Annotated in this window: 17 protein-coding genes and 1 pseudogene; 3 read left to right on the top strand and 15 right to left on the bottom strand. The window is 42.8% G+C overall.

All coding sequences use genetic code 11. The annotated features are described in order from the left end of the window. Window positions 1–54: 54 nt before the first annotated feature. From ACU1JV_RS07235 to ACU1JV_RS07260, 6 genes are all read right to left on the bottom strand, one after another. Window positions 55–1,278 (bottom strand): ABC transporter permease, encoded by a 1,224-nt coding sequence (locus tag ACU1JV_RS07235; protein ID WP_058829145.1) that lies wholly within the window; start codon window positions 1,276–1,278, stop codon window positions 55–57. Between the two features lies 1 nt (window position 1,279). Continuing rightward, window positions 1,280–2,644: an HlyD family secretion protein gene (locus ACU1JV_RS07240; protein ID WP_013369902.1), complete on the bottom strand. Its 1,365-nt coding sequence runs from the start codon at window positions 2,642–2,644 to the stop codon at window positions 1,280–1,282. A gap of 28 nt (window positions 2,645–2,672) precedes the next feature. Continuing rightward, entirely contained in the window at window positions 2,673–3,257 is a 585-nt protein-coding gene (locus tag ACU1JV_RS07245) for a TetR/AcrR family transcriptional regulator (RefSeq protein WP_413985749.1), read from the bottom strand. A gap of 256 nt (window positions 3,258–3,513) precedes the next feature. Then, complete coding sequence (locus ACU1JV_RS07250) at window positions 3,514–4,878, bottom strand: ABC transporter substrate-binding protein (RefSeq protein ID WP_014599545.1); 1,365 nt, start codon at window positions 4,876–4,878, stop codon at window positions 3,514–3,516. A gap of 117 nt (window positions 4,879–4,995) precedes the next feature. Further along, window positions 4,996–5,817 carry a carbohydrate ABC transporter permease gene (locus ACU1JV_RS07255; RefSeq protein ID WP_013369899.1) on the bottom strand — a complete coding sequence of 274 codons (822 nt, stop codon included), beginning with the start codon at window positions 5,815–5,817 and terminating at the stop codon, window positions 4,996–4,998. Beyond that, window positions 5,814–6,779 carry a carbohydrate ABC transporter permease gene (locus tag ACU1JV_RS07260; RefSeq protein ID WP_413985748.1) on the bottom strand — a complete coding sequence of 322 codons (966 nt, stop codon included), beginning with the start codon at window positions 6,777–6,779 and terminating at the stop codon, window positions 5,814–5,816. Before ACU1JV_RS07260 ends, ACU1JV_RS07255 begins: the two co-directional genes overlap by 4 nt. Window positions 6,780–6,972: 193 nt before the next feature. On the opposite strand from ACU1JV_RS07260, the gene ACU1JV_RS07265 reads away from it, so the two are divergent. Further along, entirely contained in the window at window positions 6,973–7,293 is a 321-nt protein-coding gene (locus tag ACU1JV_RS07265) for a hypothetical protein (protein ID WP_040101880.1), read from the top strand. 113 nt (window positions 7,294–7,406) lie between these two features. On the opposite strand, the gene ACU1JV_RS07270 is transcribed toward ACU1JV_RS07265, so the two are convergent. Beyond that, window positions 7,407–7,784, bottom strand: a complete 378-nt coding sequence (locus tag ACU1JV_RS07270) for a PH domain-containing protein (RefSeq protein WP_040101881.1) — start codon at window positions 7,782–7,784, stop codon at window positions 7,407–7,409. 299 nt (window positions 7,785–8,083) lie between these two features. Here ACU1JV_RS07270 and ACU1JV_RS07275 point away from each other — a divergent pair, with 299 nt between their 5' ends. Beyond that, complete coding sequence (locus tag ACU1JV_RS07275) at window positions 8,084–8,872, top strand: polysaccharide deacetylase family protein (protein ID WP_090736292.1); 789 nt, start codon at window positions 8,084–8,086, stop codon at window positions 8,870–8,872. A gap of 200 nt (window positions 8,873–9,072) precedes the next feature. On the opposite strand, the gene ACU1JV_RS07280 is transcribed toward ACU1JV_RS07275, so the two are convergent. The 6 genes from ACU1JV_RS07280 to ACU1JV_RS07305 form a co-directional block, all read right to left on the bottom strand. Beyond that, window positions 9,073–10,395: a prolyl oligopeptidase family serine peptidase gene (locus ACU1JV_RS07280; RefSeq protein WP_413985747.1), complete on the bottom strand. Its 1,323-nt coding sequence runs from the start codon at window positions 10,393–10,395 to the stop codon at window positions 9,073–9,075. Between the two features lie 100 nt (window positions 10,396–10,495). Then, window positions 10,496–11,377 (bottom strand): helix-turn-helix domain-containing protein, encoded by an 882-nt coding sequence (locus ACU1JV_RS07285; RefSeq protein ID WP_413985746.1) that lies wholly within the window; start codon window positions 11,375–11,377, stop codon window positions 10,496–10,498. Window positions 11,378–11,994: 617 nt separating this feature from the next. After that, window positions 11,995–12,123 carry a phage terminase small subunit-related protein gene (locus tag ACU1JV_RS07290; RefSeq protein WP_413985745.1) on the bottom strand — a complete coding sequence of 43 codons (129 nt, stop codon included), beginning with the start codon at window positions 12,121–12,123 and terminating at the stop codon, window positions 11,995–11,997. 161 nt (window positions 12,124–12,284) lie between these two features. After that, on the bottom strand, window positions 12,285–13,046 hold the full coding sequence (locus tag ACU1JV_RS07295; protein WP_165080503.1) for a collagen-like protein: 762 nt from the start codon (window positions 13,044–13,046) through the stop codon (window positions 12,285–12,287). 345 nt (window positions 13,047–13,391) lie between these two features. Then, window positions 13,392–14,015 carry a LysE family translocator gene (locus tag ACU1JV_RS07300; RefSeq protein ID WP_090736303.1) on the bottom strand — a complete coding sequence of 208 codons (624 nt, stop codon included), beginning with the start codon at window positions 14,013–14,015 and terminating at the stop codon, window positions 13,392–13,394. A 1,048-nt stretch (window positions 14,016–15,063) separates the two neighbouring features. Then, a complete protein-coding gene (locus ACU1JV_RS07305) occupies window positions 15,064–16,008 on the bottom strand; it encodes an MBL fold metallo-hydrolase (protein WP_090736306.1) in 945 nt (314 codons plus the stop codon). Window positions 16,009–16,185: 177 nt separating this feature from the next. Between ACU1JV_RS07305 and ACU1JV_RS07310 the strand changes: the two genes are divergently transcribed. Beyond that, window positions 16,186–16,638 (top strand): MerR family transcriptional regulator, encoded by a 453-nt coding sequence (locus ACU1JV_RS07310; protein ID WP_238791360.1) that lies wholly within the window; start codon window positions 16,186–16,188, stop codon window positions 16,636–16,638. 272 nt (window positions 16,639–16,910) lie between these two features. Here ACU1JV_RS07310 and ACU1JV_RS07315 read toward each other — a convergent pair whose 3' ends face one another. Both ACU1JV_RS07315 and ACU1JV_RS07320 read right to left on the bottom strand, forming a co-directional pair. Further along, window positions 16,911–17,714 (bottom strand): discoidin domain-containing protein, encoded by an 804-nt coding sequence (locus ACU1JV_RS07315; protein WP_025677648.1) that lies wholly within the window; start codon window positions 17,712–17,714, stop codon window positions 16,911–16,913. 143 nt (window positions 17,715–17,857) lie between these two features. Beyond that, window positions 17,858–18,092 (bottom strand): annotated as a pseudogene (locus ACU1JV_RS07320) (hypothetical protein). Window position 18,093: the final 1 nt, after the last annotated feature.

Raw genomic sequence — 18,093 nt, forward strand, 5'->3', positions numbered from 1 at the left:
AATAAAAGGCAGATCAGGGTTACTCCTGATCTGCCTTTTTGATTAAAATTGCTCTCAGCCTTTAAGTGTAAATCCTTCTTGTACGGGCATATCGGCATGCTGTGCTGTCGTCTGATGCTGCCTAAAGAATAACGGATAGATCACGAAGGCCACCAGCAGACTCACACAACCAATGACGCCCAGAGCAATCAAATCCTTAAAGATGTAGGTGATATCCAGTCCCTTGAGAGTAATGTTCCGTACAGCGTCCAAATAATACGTTAATGGCAATATTTCAGCAAGTCCTCGCAAGAAGCCGGGCATTGCTTCCAATGGCCACGTATAGCCTGACAGCATAAAGGAAGGAACAGCAATGAGCATCAGAGTTTGTGTCGCATCCACTCTGGTCTTGGAAAAGAGACTGAACAGGAACCCTAATCCACACAAAGCAAAGTTAAAGACCAACGACACCAAAATCAATGGTAGTACCTGTCCCCTAAACGGAATATCGAAGCATAGAGCGCTAATACTGAATACAGTCAGCACATTGAAAGCTCCCGCCGCATAATAGGGTGCCAGCTTGGCAATAGCCAAGCGCCAAGGGGTATTTTTCCATGCGCCAAATCTTCCCCAAGTCCCTGCTTCCTTATCCCGCGTGCAAGACAACGCAATACCTAGCAGCAAACACTGCTGGAGAGCCGCGGAAATAACCCCCAACGGCATGAAGAGCTTATAATCATATACCGGGTTAAATAGCACTCTGGATCGGAACGGGATGGTAGTCAGCGTCGAGGCAGCCTGATCGGCGTTCATCCCTTTTTGCTTCATGGAATTAAGCGATACTCCCGCGCTCACGCTACTAATGACCTGATTGGCAATCCGACTGGCACTATTGGAATACATCATATTACTGCCGTCAATCAGCGTAAGCACAGGTGGATTTTCCCCATGCTTAAGCCGAGTGGTAAAGTTGTCGGGAATGACAATTCCGATCTTAGCTTCCCCAGTCTCCACCTGGCGGACTACATCATCCTGATTGGTCACTTGCCGTGTAACGGCAAATGAATCAGTCGCATCGAACGCCTGAATAATCTGGCGACTAAGCTGCGAATTATCTCCGTCATACACTGTGACAGGCATCTCGGTAATCCGCTGATGCGAATACAGGAAGCCGAATAGTATCGTATACACTATTGGCGTAATCAGCAGAATAGCCATAAAACGGCGGTCCCGGAAGATACTCAGCCATTCCTCGCGAAACACATCGCGGATACGAAGTCTTTCCTGTGAATCCTGCATATTACTGCGCCCCTTTGCCTGTAAACAGAACCGTGGAGCCTGTTGGAACCGAAGCCGCAAGATCTGGTAATGCTACCTTCACACCAAAGGAACGGACATCCTTATCACCAGAACTTTGGCTCGGTTTTTGAATGGCAAAGTCCGCAGCCGATTCTAACAGAATGACTTTACCCTTCAGCTCCTTGCCACCTGACAGTAATTTAATTTGAACTGTATCCCCTGCTTGAAGACCGTTCAGAGACGTTTCCGGTACATAGAATTTAGCCCAACGCTGTGTGGATGTTTCAATGGTATAAACCGGGAATCCTGCGCTAGCCATCTCACCCAAGCTAAGCGACTTGGATTTTATAATCCCATCCTCAGACGCACGCAGCGTAGTATAGCTCAAATAGGTCTGAGCCTCCTGAAGTGCAGCTTCCGCTTGGGCTACCTGTGCATTGGCACCTTCAACCGCAGATTGTGCCTGCTCTACCGTCGATTGCGCCGCCTTCACAGCGGATTGCGCTTGCTCTACTGAAGCCTGAGCAGCTTTGACATCTTCCTGTTGCACAGCAACTTTGCCTGCTCCTGCCTGTGCTTCCTTCACTGCAGCCAAGGCTTGACGGTATTGAGCTTCAGCTGCCGTAATTTCCTCCTTACGGCTTCCCTCCCGTGCCATATCCAATTTTTGCGACTCTGCATTATACTTGGCCACTGCCTGTTGATGTTCCAATGTCGCTTGATCCAACGAGGCCTGAGTTGCTGCACCGGCTTCTTGAAGCTTTTTGGCACGCTCCAGATTTTTAACGGTCAGATCCAGCGTTTCCTTAGCTACCTTCACAGATGCTTGCAATTGCTCAAGCTCCTGTGGTCTTGCCCCGCTCTTGAGGGCATCCAGTTTTGCTTTGGCGGCGTTAGAAGCTGCTTTGGCCTGTTCAATCTGGCTGGAGGAAGCCTCAGCGGTCACACTGACCGCTGTCGTGCCTTGGCTCTTCTTGGCCTGAGCGGCGCTCACGGTAGCCTGCGCCTGACCTACTCCTGCTTGAGCCTGCAATACGCTGGCTTTCGCTTTGGACACATTGCTCTTGGCTGCCAGCAATGCAGCCTGTGCTTGCTTCACCTTATCTTCCAGCTCACGGCTTTCCAAATGGGCTAGCACTTGCCCTTTTTTTACCTTGTCGCCCTCATTCACCAGCATCTGATCAATACGTCCTGCCATCTTAAAGCTGGCATTGAGCGTATCTGATTCTACATAAGCCGTAGGGATAGAAGAAGACTCATCTGCGGACAAGCTACTGCTCCCTCGTGGTAAGGCAGTCAAAGCATAGATTCCTACAGCGATTAAAATAATGAGTACGATATAAATCGCATATTTTTTAGCTTTCATGTTCTCATCACTCCACTTATCTATTTATTTAATGTTGCATACCCAGCGCGTTACATACAAATACTTCGATACTTTCGCGAACTTCCTGCGGATTCATCGTTTCGCCCCATACCATCGACCGCATCGGAGTAAAAATGTAAATGCCAAATAAACAATTTGCAGTCGTTTTTGCATCCAACTTACTCGAAATTTTCCCATAGAACTTGCCGGAATCAATCTCTGCCTCCATAAAATCAAAATAGTCTGCCAGCACCTGCCTAATATTAAAATGCTGTTCCTGCGAGACCCATCCCTTACTGACTAATAGACGGCAAAAATCCGGCTCTCTCCCAATGAACTCAATATGTACTTGGATCAGCTTGTGAACCCTCACTTCTACCTGATCCATAGGAATCTGAGCCATCGCTTCATGGATATCCTGGACAAAACGCTCCATCCCCATCCTCAAAATGTAAATGTACAATTCTTGCTTGTTTTTAAAATTGTAGTACAGGGTTCCTTTGGCTATGCCACATACCTTGGCAATTTCCTCCATATTTGTTTCATTAAAACCTCGTTCGGAAAAAGCCTTGAGTGCACCGTTAAAAATAATTTCCTTCGTTTGCTGTTTCATGCTTCCTCCTTTTTTGAACTGACCGTCCAGTACAAAAATTATGTATTTATTATAAGCCCATTTTCAGTTATCCAGCAATAGGAAATGTGTAAAAATGACTATTTTAGACACTTCGTCTAAACGACCATTCTAAAATGGAAATGCAAAAACGGATCGAATAAGTGAGGGGGTCACTCATTCGATCCGTTATTTCATAAAATCGGCTAATAAGGGGGCACATCCTATGGATTATCAGCCGATTTTAAGGGAGGGCCGACTATTTCTTCACCGTTTGATTGTATTGCGCAATTTTGCCTGTAATTTCTTGTGCAGCTTGGTCCAGCGCCTGTTTTGGTTGCTGCTGGCCACTCAGAACAGCTTCGATCGCACCTTCGACGATTTGACGCGCTTCTGGGAATACGCCCATTACTGCGCCTTGTGTAGCAGTGGATTGTGCCGATGCGTGCAATTGGTCAACGGCTGTCTGGAATTGCGGATATTTTACCATGTTATCTTTGAGTACCTTCTCGTCATAAGCTGCTTTCGTGATCGGGAAGTACCCGGTATTCACACTCCATTGTGCCTGTACTGCTGGAGAAGCGACGAATTTAATGAACTCCCATGCTGCCTTTTGCTGGGCTTCGGGCTTGTTGTTCATGATGTATAAGCTCGCGCCACCTACAACCACGCCGCCTTCTTTTGCTTCATTGGCTCTTGGCAGGAATCCTGTGCCTACTTCGAATTTATCGCCAACCTGCTCCACAATATTACGCAGCGAAGCGGTGGAATCCAGCGTCATTGCAATTTGTCCTGCGGAAAAAGCCTTTGCCGTATCGTCGGAGTTACGTCCTAAATTGGATACGACCTTTTCATCAATCATTTTCTTCCACCATGTCAGTGTTTTTACACCGGCATCCGAATTCAGCAAAGATTCCGTAGCTGCTTGCTCACGTCCGTTGCCGTTATTCACATAGTCCGCATTCTGATTGGCAAACAGTTGCTCCATAAACCAGCCGTAGATAGCAATGGATGCACCGGATTTACCATCCTTACTCAAGGCTTTGGCAGCTTTCTCGAATTCATCATACGTTTTCGGAGGATTAGCTGGGTCAAGTCCTGCGGCTTTGAAAGCATCCTTGTTGTAATATAAAATCGGGTTTGACGTATTGAACGGCATCGCGTTCAATTTACCATCAATCGTGTAGTATCGTGTAATATTCGGTTCAAGCTGCGACAAATCGAACTTATCTGCATCAATAAATTGTTGTACAGGCGTGATCATTTTGGAGTCGATCATGAATTTACTGCCGATTTCGTATACTTGAATGATGTCCGGTCCGCTATTAGAACCCAGCGACGCTTTCAGCTTGTTCAAGCTGTCATCATATTTACCTTGATATACTGGCTCTACCTGAATGTCCTTATGACTAGCGTTAAAGTCAGCAGCGATCTGCTTGATCGCCTTTTCACCGTTGCCGGACATTGAATGCCACCAAGTCAGTTTTATAGGTGAAGCCGCTGCAGCCCCATCATTACCATTACTCGGCTTCTCCGCCGCTGTATTGTTGCTACAACCTGCTGCAACTACCATAGCAGTCAGAATAAGCAGGGTCAAAGCACTTTTCAAACGAAAAAATCTCATAATCTCTCTTCTCTCCCTTTGATTAAATGATTCTTGAATGAAATGTTCGTACTCTTGTGCGTTAAAGCTTTGTATATAGGCTGCTTGCGCAGGTGTTGCTGTCTTTTGCATCTATGATTAGCCTTTAAGCGCACCCGCTGCCATTCCACGCACCAGCTGTTTGAGTCCAAAGATCAGCAGGAGCAGAGACGGTAAAATGACAAGTGCTGTACCCGCAAACACCAGATTCCATGAAGTCGATTCCTGAAACTCCAGCATGGATATGCCGATCTGTACGGTACGCATATTCTCGCTATTTGTGACCAGTAAAGGCCAGAGATATGAATTGTACATGTTCAGGAACGAATACACAGCCAGTGTTCCGAGTGCAGGGCGCGATAACGGAAGCACATGGAACAGGAAATATCGGATATGTCCGCACCCATCCATACGAGCAGCCTCGAACAGTTCCTTGGGAAGCTGGAGGAAAAATTGTCTTAACAGGAATGTTCCAAATGCCGTCGCCAGAAATGGAACCGTCAATCCTTGATATGTATCAAGCCAGTTCCAGCTTCGCACCGTCAGATAGTTAGGAATAATGGTAACTTCCCAAGGGATCATCATTGTCGCGACAAACATGCTAAAAATGAAGTTTTTTCCCTTGAATTCCATTTTGGCAAAGGCATAGGCCGCCAGGCTGGCTGTAATCAGTTGTCCGATCATCGTCAGACCCGAAATGAGAAAGGTGTTGCCGATAAAGGCTGCAATCGGAACGATTTCAAACACTTCAGTGAAATTGGCCATATGAAAGGAATGCGGGAAAAAGCTTGGTGGGTAAGCGCTCGCTTCCTCCGGTGACATGACCGCCATAAAAAATGTATAAATCACCGGATACAAAATCAGAGCGGCTGCAATCGTAAGCAGCACATACAGTAATGTTGAATTCAGGTGTTGTTTCATTGGTAATGCACCTTTCTTTCCACCCATTTAAACTGAATCATCGTAAGCACCAAAATGACGGCGAACAAGACAATCGCCTGCGCACTCCCTGTTCCGAACCGGAAATTAACGAAAGCTTCCTGATAAATGGAATATACAAATACATTTGTACTGTTCACCGGACCGCCTTTGGTCAAGATATTAATTTGGGCAAAAGACTGGAAGGCACCAATGATAGAAACTACAGTCACAAAAAAGATCGTCGGTGATAGCAGCGGCATAGAGATACGCCAGAACGTGACCAACGGTCCGGCTCCGTCCATTTTGGCACTTTCGTACATGTCGTCTGGAATCCCTTGAAGTCCGCTCGATAAGATAATGTAATTGAAGCCAAGATTCATCCAGATGGTCATTATGGCTACGGAGAACAGCGCCCAATCCGGGCTGGTCAACCACGGAACCGGATTGATATGTAACAGGGAAAGCACATAGTTGAACATTCCCAGTGTGGGATGGAAAAGAAATTTCCAAATGACCGCAGATGAACCCACCGACAACACCATCGGTAGCGAGAAGGCAAATTGGAAGATACGCATCCCACGTAACTTACTGTGTGTAAGGGCAGCTAGTACCAGCGCCAGTAAAATACCCACAGGTACCGTCAATACCGCAAAAAGCAGCGTGACCTTAATCCCCTGTAGAAACTGACCTGAGCTGAAAAGCATAGCAAAGTTATCGAACCCCACATAATCTGCAACGTTTCCTGCGGGATCTGTAGAATGCAAGCTAAGATAAACGGACTTTATCATCGGATAAAACATAAATACAGCAAACAAAATAAGCGATGGAGCCAAAAAGGTATACGCCAGCGCGTTTTCGCGCAGTCTTTGAATTTTTAGCGAACCCGTGCGTATGCGAGCTTTAGACGATGTCCGTTGCTGGCTCCTCATCCCCAGTCCCAAAGATTTGTTAAGTTCACCCAAAACGGAACGCCCCTTTCTTTTAAACCAACCTCAGTAAGTGTATCGTTTTGATGTAAAGGGAACATCAAGTGGACTGGAGTAAAATGTTAATGTTTTTACTCTTTGTAAAACCAATCCTAATTGGGTACTCGCACAAGGGCACAGGCTCCTGCATACGATATATCATTATTATGAGTATGGAGGTCAGAGGCGAATGTCGTACAATACCGTCAGTCCGCAAACTTTATATCAAGCTAGACCGGAATTCCAACAAGAACTTAAAAAAGTTCGCGATCAATTGCATTATCAATTGAGCCCCTACATGAATCACACGGTTAGGGTACAAACGATGGATCATCATGTGTATGAAGGAACGATTGTGCACATGGATGCGGATCATTTGTATCTGAGAGTCCCTCAGCAGTATCACTCACCCTCCTCAGGCATTCCGGCCCCTGATCGTTCCTATGCCTACAACAATGTCATTCTGCCGCTGGTGCTATTTAATTTGTTGGTTATAGTCCTGTTGAGCTAGCGTTTAATCCATGCAATCTGTCTAACTAAAAGACAAAAAACCTCCAAATCCGTAAGGAGCCTACCCTTGGCACATTACGAAGTTGGAGGTTTTAGTTATTTGTATTCTTATAATCATTTGTTCTCACAGGAGATGCCTGCTTCCTGCTCTAGTACAGCTACAAAACGCTCTATACGATCTTCATTCGGCAGGTGGCAGAACACCTCATTTACACCCTGATTGATCAACAGGATGCTCCCCTTAGTATCTGACAAATCCTTTTCCATCTTAGCCTGCGAAATATGGTGATAATTAATGAACTTGACCCAAGGAATACCCATAGTGCAGGAATAAAAGATGATTCGTTGGGACGTTACGGCCAGCATTCCACAAAGCGGTATCTTCTCAGAGCTTTGCTGCAAATCATACGTACACCTAATACAGGATCGGATGTGTTCGCCAGCTTCCAACGTCAGACTAATGGCTCGCAACTCTTTTTCATCTGTTCTCATCCCGTCTCATCTCCTGTTCGAAGCTCAGGAACGAGTCGCAGCTCCATGAAACTTCAGATCAGCTTTAGCGGCTTATCTCGTTGACCTCTTCCATTTTTCGTCAGATTAAGAACTGGACAATGACCGATCTTCACTGCACATTAAAACCAAGGATGGATATGTATAACTTAACATGGGCACAGGATGTTATCAACAAGCAAGCTAGCACTGTTATTGAGCAAAATTCAGAAATGAGGAATGGTATACGCTTCTTCTTGGCAAGCTAATGTGAGAATACATCAGAACGGAGAAGAAGCCTGATGAAATATAACCGTTTGCTATGCGCTGGAATCGCTGTTTCTTTGCTGTGTATTAGTTCTTGCCCCACTCCATACACGAATGCACAAAACACATCATATGCCTCCCCCGCTCCTACAAAGGGAAGAGCCTATTACGAAGAACGGGGCGACATTGTATGGGAAGTTCCTACCCATCGTAAGCTTATCGCTCTCACATTCGATGACGGACCGGACGAAAGCAATACGCCTGCCATTCTCGATTTACTTCAAAAATATGATGCGAAAGCGACCTTTTTTGTCGTTGGCAGTCGTGTAGAAAAGCTGCCACACCTTGTAAAACGGGAACGAGAGGAAGGACATGAAGTTGGCAATCATACCTTCCTTCATTCATCCTTTCAATATATCTCCCGCAACAAAGCTCTGTCCGAATTGGACCAAGGTCAGACGAGCATCGTTCAGGCAACTGGTGCGGGGACCCATCTATTTAGACCACCAGGTGGCTCCTATAACGATTCACTCGTCAAGTTATCCAAGGAGAAGGGGCTAAAAATTATTTTATGGTCCTGGCATCAGGATACCCTAGATTGGCGAAAGCCTGGTGTACACCGTATCGCAGATAAGGTGCTTCGCAACGCCCGTAACGGCGACATTGTCCTCATGCATGATTATGTACATCAAAGTACACAAACCGTTGAAGCCTTGAAGATTATTCTTCCTGAGCTCAAGAAAAGAGGTTATTCCTTCGTCACTGTATCTGAATTACTCTCTAATCGAGAAAAGCCGGATGGGCTGATCGAGGTGAATAAGTGAAAGAGCAAGAATAGCAAGATAAAAACTCAAATATTTCAAGGAGAATGAAAGTGGGCTCGCCGTTGACTATGCAAAAAGTATGCAGGAACGAAATGGCAATTAGCTAATACAAGAGACCTCTCACAAGTTTATTTAACTCGTGAGAGGATAAATCCCAACCTCAATAGTGAGCACCACATCTTATTTTACAGCTATACCGTTCAGTTCAATGTTTTGGAGGCCAGCCATTGCATCATCGTTGTTTTCTTTCCGTTAATCACCTTCGATACTTCGTTGTTATACACGTAAATCCAGGACCAGTGGCCATTGTATTCATACGGTGTTTTATCACTCTTCTTGTACAAACCAGAAGTATCCACTACGTTATCAAACAACGACATATGGACATCCTTTGCTCCGGCATTCACTAAACGGTTGTAGGTCGGAATCATATAATCGTTGGGTGGAACCACAGTATCGGTTTTGGCAGCCACAAACCAGATCGGCAGGTCCTTCATATCGTTAATTTGTTCGTCGGTAATTAGGCTATCCTTTAAGGCTTCACACGCCACCACGGCTGCTGCAAAATAGTCTTTATAATCACGGATCAGCAACATAGTCATATATCCGCCGTTGGAGTCTCCACCAATGTAGATTCGATCTGTATCAATGTCTTTGTTTTTGGCCACGTATTCCTTAATTAAGGACATCAATGCTTGCTCGTACTTCGAGGTTCCGTCTCCAAAGCCTGTAAAACCATCCATCCAGTAGGTTGGAGTCTGAGGTGCCAGCACATAAGCCCCGCCAAAATACGATTGAATATCCTTAGAAGCAAAATTCGCTGCTTTATTACCCGAAATCGGAATCGTCGGATCTGTACCTCCCTCTCCCATACCGTGCAGCCAAATCACCAAAGGGTTTTTCACCTTGTCTTTTGCCGGTGCATAGCTCGCGTAGGTTAAAGTAACCCCATCAGAAGTAGCTTTACCAGTTGTAAATTGATCAACCAGCTGCCGTATCTCGCCTGCAGAGGTATCAATCTTCAAGCCGGAAATCGTGCCTGATTTGGTTTTTATAGCTTTTTGCTGTGTGATCGTATATTTGTTATCATTCCATGCGTTAAACCCCGAACCCGCCGCATCATAATGAATGGCAGAGCTTAGAGTTACGGCTGGACCAATTTCCATTTCCAACACAACGTAGCTTCCTGTTTTACTTACAGGGTTGCCACTTTTGTCCGATACATAGGCCTTGGTGACCTTCCGGTTGCCTTTCTCAACAAAGGAATTTACCAACCTATTGTCGCTTCTTTCCACATATACCTTAAATGTATCCTTTGTTATCGCATCTTTGGGTACGGGCTTACCCAGATTAACAATGATCTTCGTAATGGTTGCTCCCCAATCCTTCACCTCCGCAACCGTCCGGTATGAAGTAGGCTGCATCTTGGCAGCCCATGCACCGTTGCTGAATACAAGGGTCGTACTGACAGCTAAAGTGAATAACATAGTTGTTTTAGCAACCTTTTTAAACTGTTTAAACATGATGTCTTACCTCCCAGATCCATTGATAAAACGCTTACATTATTGATTTTAATGATTTTTTTATTTTCATCCTGCCTTTTATTAGCCTAATTCAGGTCAATTACTGACTCCTTGCTTCAGAACGCCTCTTGTGCTTTTTACGATATTGATGCGGTGTCGCTTGATAAACCTTTTTAAATACCCTGGCAAAAGACTTCTCGTTTGGAAATCCGTGTTCCAGCGCAATTTGTATAATAGAATGGTCCGTATTCATAAGAACACGGAAAGATTTCTCCAGACGGATGGCATTGATATATTGAAATAGCGTCATACCTACATGCTTTACAAAAAAACGGGACAAATATTCGGGAGACAATCCAAAAACCTGAGCTATGGAATCGAGAGATAGACTCTGATCGTAATTTTCTTTGATATAATCGGTTATCAACGTCAGTCGCTCCAAATATTTATGAGTGTTAATGCCAGGGATCGATTCGTTGTCAATTTTAAAATGCATTAATAAAAGGTACACCAGTTTATAAGATAGCGACGTTAGATGGATATGTACTAAAGGGTCATTGTGCTGGTTGAGGTAAGCTACAAATAATGTGTTTAACAGATCACGCAGCTCCTTAAAATGCTGTAATCTCTGCTCATTGGTTTCGAAAATGGATATACAATCGAATGAAATGGGATTACTGTCCTTAGTATTTTCTCGAATAAATCCAGAAGGAATCAGAATGGTTATAGCCTCTCTACCTTTGCCCTTAGCCACAGAAAAGGAATGAATAGCATTTGAATTAATGAGCACGATATCTCCTTCTTTGGAGCTATAATTCATGCCATCTATATAGATATTGTCGATTCTTCCTGAGAGTACATAAGATATTTCGATGCTGTCGTGCCAATGCCTAGGTATGTATGCTGGTTCATTGGAGGAATGAACTATAATTTTTAATGGAAAATGATTGTCTGCCTGGACCAGCTCATATTTGTATTCCAAGTTTGTCGCTCCTCTCAGATGTGAACATAATACCTCCCTCTCTCCATAAACAAAAAAACCTAAGATAACAAAATACATAAGATCCTTGGATCTTAACATTTTGTTCCTTAGGTTTTGCCTGCGTAACAGTAACAATCCTAGTGCTATTCATTCTCATTTAACTAAGCTAAGTATATAGAGGGTTGAAATTTATGTCAACGCTTTCATGCAAGGCGTTCAACCTCCCAACAAAAAAGAACGAGCTTCTATAGCCCGTCCCTTTATTTATGATCCTGTTTTTTGAACTTTGAAGATCATATTTAAACCAAATCCAATCAGCACGAGTCCCGTGGCCTTATCGATAATATTCTGAACTTTGGGTACATTAACCATTTTCTTATATAATTTAACAATAATACGATTGTAGTAAACCATAAAATCGAAAGTAGAGCGTAAAGAGAACCCATCAGTAAAAACTGCAAACTGGGATTATAACCTGGTATTACACCCGCATATTTGACTACTTCAAATGCTACGGCTGACTTTATTAATATGAAAGAAAGCCATCAGCCATATTTCAATACCTAACATTCATCCTTTTGAAGCTAGTGTGCAATTCGGTCACTGTTGTATCCGACTCAAAAGGATGCTCTCAATAAAACTGGCGCGGATGCCATGGCAATGTTCTTCCATTTGCGGACCCGGCTTTCAGGAACAGAAAGAGCAGCGGTGATATCCTTAAATCGCATCGTCCCGCTGCTCTCCAACTACATGTGTCTGACTTTGTCCCGTTCAGGACTTCTCTCTCTAGACATTCTGCATTTCACTACCTCTATAGCTTAGGTCTCTGAATAATTAGACAAACTGACTGGATAAAAGACATAAACCTTAAGCCATTTGCTGAATAAGCTACTACTAAGTAACAATATTAAGGCGTCAACTTTAATATTGTCATAGTTGTATTAATATTATTGTGCAACTGAGCAGGAGTTGCGTTGGCATTTACCAATTGTATTGTAGTTGGAACTGTTGTAACGGTTACAATAACCTCAGCAGCGGTAGGCCCCCCACCATTACCTGAGAAAGGTAAGGGTGTTATAGGAGTTCCGTTAACGGTGAGATTGAAGTCCGCATTACCTTGGTTGTGAATAGAAAATGAGATAAAGTAGCTCCCCGTCTCGTTAATTGTTATCGTTGGAGATGGAGGAGTGAAAGTAAATGCACCACCAACATTCGCTAAAACCCCAGTAAAGGTAATTGGTGAGTTACCCGGAACTGTGTCAGTTCCCGTACCAGGGTCAGCTCGGAAAACACTTAAGAAGTCTGATATCCCGGCGCCTGCTGGCCCTGCTGGCCCTGCTGGCCCTGTCGCTCCTGCTGGCCCTACTGCTCCTGCTGGTCCCGTTGCTCCTACTGCCCCTGCCGGCCCTATTGCTCCTGCTGGTCCCGTTGCTCCTACTGCCCCTGCGGGTCCGGGGATTCCTTGAAAACCTTGTAGCCCTTGCTGGCCTTGAGCACCTGGAACTCCCAGTGGACCTGGCAGTCCTTGGGGTCCCTGAGGTCCTTGAGGCCCTTGAGGTCCTCTAATCCCTTTAACAATGACCTTCGGCAAAACTTTGACCTTTTTAACTGCACATCTTCTAAATTTTCTCCGATGCATTCTCTTTTGCCAACAATAATGTCGAAACATAATTAATGGTCACCTCCAAAGTCTAGTCAAATTAGCTTATTGTGCAATTAACCAAAAAGATTGGGCTGTTGACTTCATCTAGGAAAAGATAGGCATAGGCCTGTCCGTATGCTCCAACTCGTTGACCATGATCTTGTACCATTGGTGACCGTCCACTATGTTCCCGGTGCGTTCGATCCAAATGATCGGGTCGATGTAACCAAACCGCACAATGGACTGCTTTAACTTCTCTTATTCAACATCGCCCGGCTAAAGGTCAACCCGTGGGTTATATGCTTTTTCAACAAAAAAGAACTAGCTCAACAGCTAGTCCTTAATGATTGGTTTGAAAAATACTACCTTCTATTATTTTTGGGTAAATGCGATTTTTAATCCGATAAGTGTAAATAACGAGCCTTGAATATAATTGATTTTTTTAGAAAAGGATGGATTTCTCCGTAGAAAGGAGCCTACTTTTCCAGCAAAAATACTTATCAAAATAAAAAGCACTAAAGTTTGCATTAAAAATACTACTCCAAGAACTAGCATTTGAGTAGAAACATTACCACTTTCTTGGTTTACAAACTGAGGGAGAAAAGCCAAGAAAAAAAGTGATATTTTGGGATTCAATACATTCATGATAACACCTTTTTTATACAATGACTTGTAATTTAAGGTATCTCCACTCTTAAGTTCAAAACTCGTATCTTTTGCTCTAAATGACTTATACGCCAAAAATAATAGATAAACTGCTCCAGCGTATTTGATTACTGCAAACGCCAAGGAAGATTGATAAATTATTGCCGCGAGGCCGAAGGTTGCTGCAAAAATATGAACCAACAATCCCGTGCAAAGGCCTAAAGTAGTAAATATCCCTGCATTCCTACCTTTTGCTATGCTCTGTGTCAGTGTGAACACGTTGTCGGGGCCCGGCATAATGGTGAGAACAATTGCTGCTCCCAAAAAAGCTAATATAGTTTGAAGCTCCACAAAACTTCCCCCTTTGGATAATTTGAATACATACTACACTACAATAAAGGGATCTGACAATTGAGTTGATCGCGAAAGGACGCGCCCATTGTTGTATTCTCTGGATTCGGATTGGGATCATTACAAAGCATACATATTCGTGCCCTGGGTTTTTCTTCATGAATCCGTTCCTATTCAAATATTAAAGAAAATCAAAAAGGCCGACACATTGGTCAACCTCTGCATACCAGAAAACCTATTTTCTTTTTAATTTTCACCTGTGCGAGTTATCAATTAGAGCAAATGATCGAACGTAAACTGCCGAATTACATAAAATCTGCTGTAAGTTGCTTGAGCACTCATGGTGTAGCAATGGTATAGAAAAGGGCTCCCTCTCGGGAGCCCTTTAAATAGCGGTATTACAGGGTTTTGAGACCCTTATTACATCATGCCGCCCATCTTTGATTTACTCGCGCAGAGGAACGTCATAAAACTTATCTTCTATTGTATAGCTTGTTTGGGCTTATCTTCAGAAAGTTTTATTCGTCTACATCTGCCCTCATTCGCCAGAACTGGTATTTTTCATGTGATTTTTTTGAGATTCAAGCAGCCATGTTGCCACACACCATTCGGTCTCATCAACAATTTCCTTTTATTGTATATTGAGGCATAGGAAGTAGCAATGATCTTTCTGAATTTTAATATTCTAAAAATATCTCACCTTCTCTTGGCGGCATAGGTATGCTCTATCCCGCTCCCAACTCTCCAGAATGACGATATCCCGTAGTGTAGACTTATCCGGCCCCAGAATATAGTTATTTTGCTCTAAAGCAAGCAACTAACTTTTTATGCTTTCTGTACACCTCCGCGTCTTTATCTCCAGATCTAATATAGTTACGGCAGCCTGCTGAAAAGTTGTAGACTGAACGGCGATGTTAAGCTAACGTGGCAGGTTAACCTAACAAGCAGACTGCCAATTACGTTTGAAAATACCCAAACGTGCTGCCGGGTTGACATTCAGAACTGGTCTTGTGAATCTGGTGGAGTTAAAGGGAGTGCTAGTTGTGTCTCATCTATTTTTTTGAACAAGCATTGTATTGAAGAGCCAGCGAAAATTCCATCTGAAATACTGAGCTAGATGCCAATCTTCATAGCCATTTAATACACCTTTATTTAACCAGTAAGACTCTGGTTTTCCGCTCGTCGCAGCTTCAGACACATAAGCGATCGTTTTTTCTAAAAAGCGAATGACATCTAGGATTTTATCTGGAGTGGACACATCTCCATGCCCGGGAATGACAGTATCTACCTTCAGATCTCTTTGAATGCGTCTAAGGATGCGTATCCAAGCGTATGGATTACCGTATGGCATGACCGGAATCGTCTTGTTGGTTATTAAATCACCAGCAATCAAGGTTCGTTCTTCAGGCACGTAAATAACGGCATCGCTTAAAGAATGGCCGCCTCCGTAGGATAAAACTTCGACAGTGTGTTTTGCTCCTTTTATAACTAGTTTATCGTCAAAAGTTATCGTGGGTATCACCCTACGAAGGGAAGGGATAGCATCATACAGGGCTCTCTGCACGGAAAGATCATAGCCGATTTCGGTTAACATGTGCGGATTTTTTTCTTGTGAACGTACTTGATGTAGGCTATTTATTAACTTCTGAATGTTTTGTTGCATTAGATCAATATTCACTTTACCCATTTCAGATAGCAAATCTCTTGTCCAAACGGTAGATATAAAATCACTTTCCATGAATTCCTGATTGCCATTGACATGATCTCCATGGAAATGAGTATTGATCACATATTTAATTGGTTTATTCGTTAATTGTTCTGCGGTTTGACGTAACAAAGCACCAGAATGCGGTAGGTTGGTTGTGTCCACAACAACGGTCAAATCCCCAATGTCAATAATTGCCGCATTCCCCAGCGAACCACTACCAGGTACCGAAATAGCACCCCAGATACCTTCCGCTGCTTGTTGAATCGTGAAATATTTGTTGTTCATTGTTTATGCCTCCATCAAAATAAGTTTGACACCATTTCCTTTTATCTTTAGTTTTTTTTATGTTTCATGTATATCAATTAGCAACTTTAGCTTACAAGTTAGAGTCAACTAGAAATCAAGCACAAATTTCTGAAATGAAGTTAGAGGTGCAAATATCGACTTCGAGTTGACTTAAAGATGTATAATAGTTTTAAATTTTGGTTTAGAAAAAAGGAGTGTCATAAAAAAACAATGCTTACTATAAGTCAAGTATCAGAAAGAACGGGGCTAACTCCTTATACGATTCGCTATTATGAAAAAATTGGAGTGCTACAGGAACCAAATCGAAGAAATGGAAGGACACGCATTTATACTGAAAGTGAGGTTTCATATATACAATGTTTAATTAGATTAAAAAAATTGGGATTGTCGCTTGAGGAGATTACGGAATTTACCCGTGACGGATGTGTACTGGATAAAATTCAAAAAGGGGCAGAAGTTGCTAATTTTACTCCTGCCTTACACATACGGATAGAAATTCTTGAAAAGCATCTGGTGGAACTGGAATCCAAGCGGCAGGAACTTGAGTGCATGATTTCCCTTGCTAACGAGAAGATAGCCCTGTACCAAAAACTTACGAAGACGATATAGTAATGTAGAAAACCTGGTTCACCACCAGCATATACGATGGCAACAGAATTGATTGAACTAACGGGAAACGTTAGTTCAATCAAATAGCGATAGTCTAGGGCTTTATTTTCCCGTCCTATTCTACCGTTGTTTCTTTTATTGTAGTTATCAAAACTTTATTTTCAACATACATTTAAAGTTGATTCATATCAGTTCCGCCTTAAATGTCCGTCTGTAAGCAATTTTTCAACTAAAAAGCTCTGCCGACCTTAAGGTTAGCAGAGCTTTTTAATTTATTTAGAGTATTCACTTACTTCAAACGTCAGGATACGATCATATAGCATATAATCTTTACGGCTGCTAAACGGGCCTTTATTGTTATCGTGCTTATTAATGGCATATGAAGCCGATCCAGAACCTGCTTGTTTAGCCTCATACCACGCAATAAAGTCATTGACCTCTTTCATACTCAAATCAAATTCCTTCTCTAAGCCAGTTGTCATGGTGACTACTAGAATTGCACGATCCCCGTTCGGAGTCGGTTCCTCTGTTCCTGGGTTAGGAGTGGAACTTGATAATTTAGACATCATCTCTAATTCGCCAAGATGTATATACTGACTTCCATTGTTTGCTGTAATATTAATTCTATAATCCTTGTATGAGTTAGAATTAGAAAAAGTGAATTTTTTTGGAGTGCTATCTACCCATTCAGTGATATTTGACTGAGTGTCTAGCACGTTCCAAGTAACCCCATCATTTGAGCCTTCAAAAGTCCAATCTTTAGGGGCGCGGTCGGTTGCCGTTGTCTGTGGATATATAACGTATTGTTCAATAACTTCAGGTTTAGGAAAGTCATATCTTAACCAGGCAGGATTTTCATTAGATCCCCAAGCACTAGAGATAGTTGCAAAATCCCCGTCAAAAGATCTATATGCGTATGAAAATTCGTTGCTCGCACTTGCCACTCCAGATGGCAAATTGTTAGATGTCATTTTAGGAATTAAATTTTCTGAATACTCTGCTTCAGCTGCAAAGACATTCGATAAGGGTAAAGATAATAGAACTAAAAATAAAATCGTTATACATGCTTTCTTCATTAAATAATCCTCCAATAGGTTTAATAGAACTAAGAATAATTTAATTAAGGAATTGTGTCTAAACATAAACTTGCTAATCTATAAATACATTCTAAATATTTTCATATTTATTTTTTATTGGGTATTAAAAAAGCTCATACCGGTCAAATACCAGTCGAGCCCTTCTTGACATCTACTCTAAATTCAAATTGATTCTGCATGTAATACGCTCCGGCAAATCTTAACCGAATCAGGTGAAAACTTTTCTATAGATCCTCCATAGTCTACAACCGATATTAAGTCTTCTCCTAACGACTCAACAACATACACCTTTACCTGGCTTAATACAGCTGTAAATAGTTCTATAACCGACTTTAACAAATTATATGTATGGTTCATG

This window comes from Paenibacillus sp. T2-29, assembly GCF_052921365.1.

What these genes read in the sequence shown, in the direction of transcription:
- ACU1JV_RS07235 (WP_058829145.1), bottom strand. Translation starts at nt 1,278, where the DNA reads ATGCAGGATTCACAGGAAAGACTTCGTATCCGCGATGTGTTTCGCGAG.
- ACU1JV_RS07240 (WP_013369902.1), bottom strand. Translation starts at nt 2,644, where the DNA reads ATGAAAGCTAAAAAATATGCGATTTATATCGTACTCATTATTTTAATC.
- ACU1JV_RS07245 (WP_413985749.1), bottom strand. Translation starts at nt 3,257, where the DNA reads ATGAAACAGCAAACGAAGGAAATTATTTTTAACGGTGCACTCAAGGCT.
- ACU1JV_RS07250 (WP_014599545.1), bottom strand. Translation starts at nt 4,878, where the DNA reads ATGAGATTTTTTCGTTTGAAAAGTGCTTTGACCCTGCTTATTCTGACT.
- ACU1JV_RS07255 (WP_013369899.1), bottom strand. Translation starts at nt 5,817, where the DNA reads ATGAAACAACACCTGAATTCAACATTACTGTATGTGCTGCTTACGATT.
- ACU1JV_RS07265 (WP_040101880.1), top strand. Translation starts at nt 6,973, where the DNA reads ATGTCGTACAATACCGTCAGTCCGCAAACTTTATATCAAGCTAGACCG.
- ACU1JV_RS07270 (WP_040101881.1), bottom strand. Translation starts at nt 7,784, where the DNA reads ATGAGAACAGATGAAAAAGAGTTGCGAGCCATTAGTCTGACGTTGGAA.
- ACU1JV_RS07275 (WP_090736292.1), top strand. Translation starts at nt 8,084, where the DNA reads ATGAAATATAACCGTTTGCTATGCGCTGGAATCGCTGTTTCTTTGCTG.
- ACU1JV_RS07280 (WP_413985747.1), bottom strand. Translation starts at nt 10,395, where the DNA reads ATGTTTAAACAGTTTAAAAAGGTTGCTAAAACAACTATGTTATTCACT.
- ACU1JV_RS07295 (WP_165080503.1), bottom strand. Translation starts at nt 13,046, where the DNA reads ATGTTTCGACATTATTGTTGGCAAAAGAGAATGCATCGGAGAAAATTT.
- ACU1JV_RS07305 (WP_090736306.1), bottom strand. Translation starts at nt 16,008, where the DNA reads ATGAACAACAAATATTTCACGATTCAACAAGCAGCGGAAGGTATCTGG.
- ACU1JV_RS07310 (WP_238791360.1), top strand. Translation starts at nt 16,186, where the DNA reads ATGTATAATAGTTTTAAATTTTGGTTTAGAAAAAAGGAGTGTCATAAA.
- ACU1JV_RS07315 (WP_025677648.1), bottom strand. Translation starts at nt 17,714, where the DNA reads ATGAAGAAAGCATGTATAACGATTTTATTTTTAGTTCTATTATCTTTA.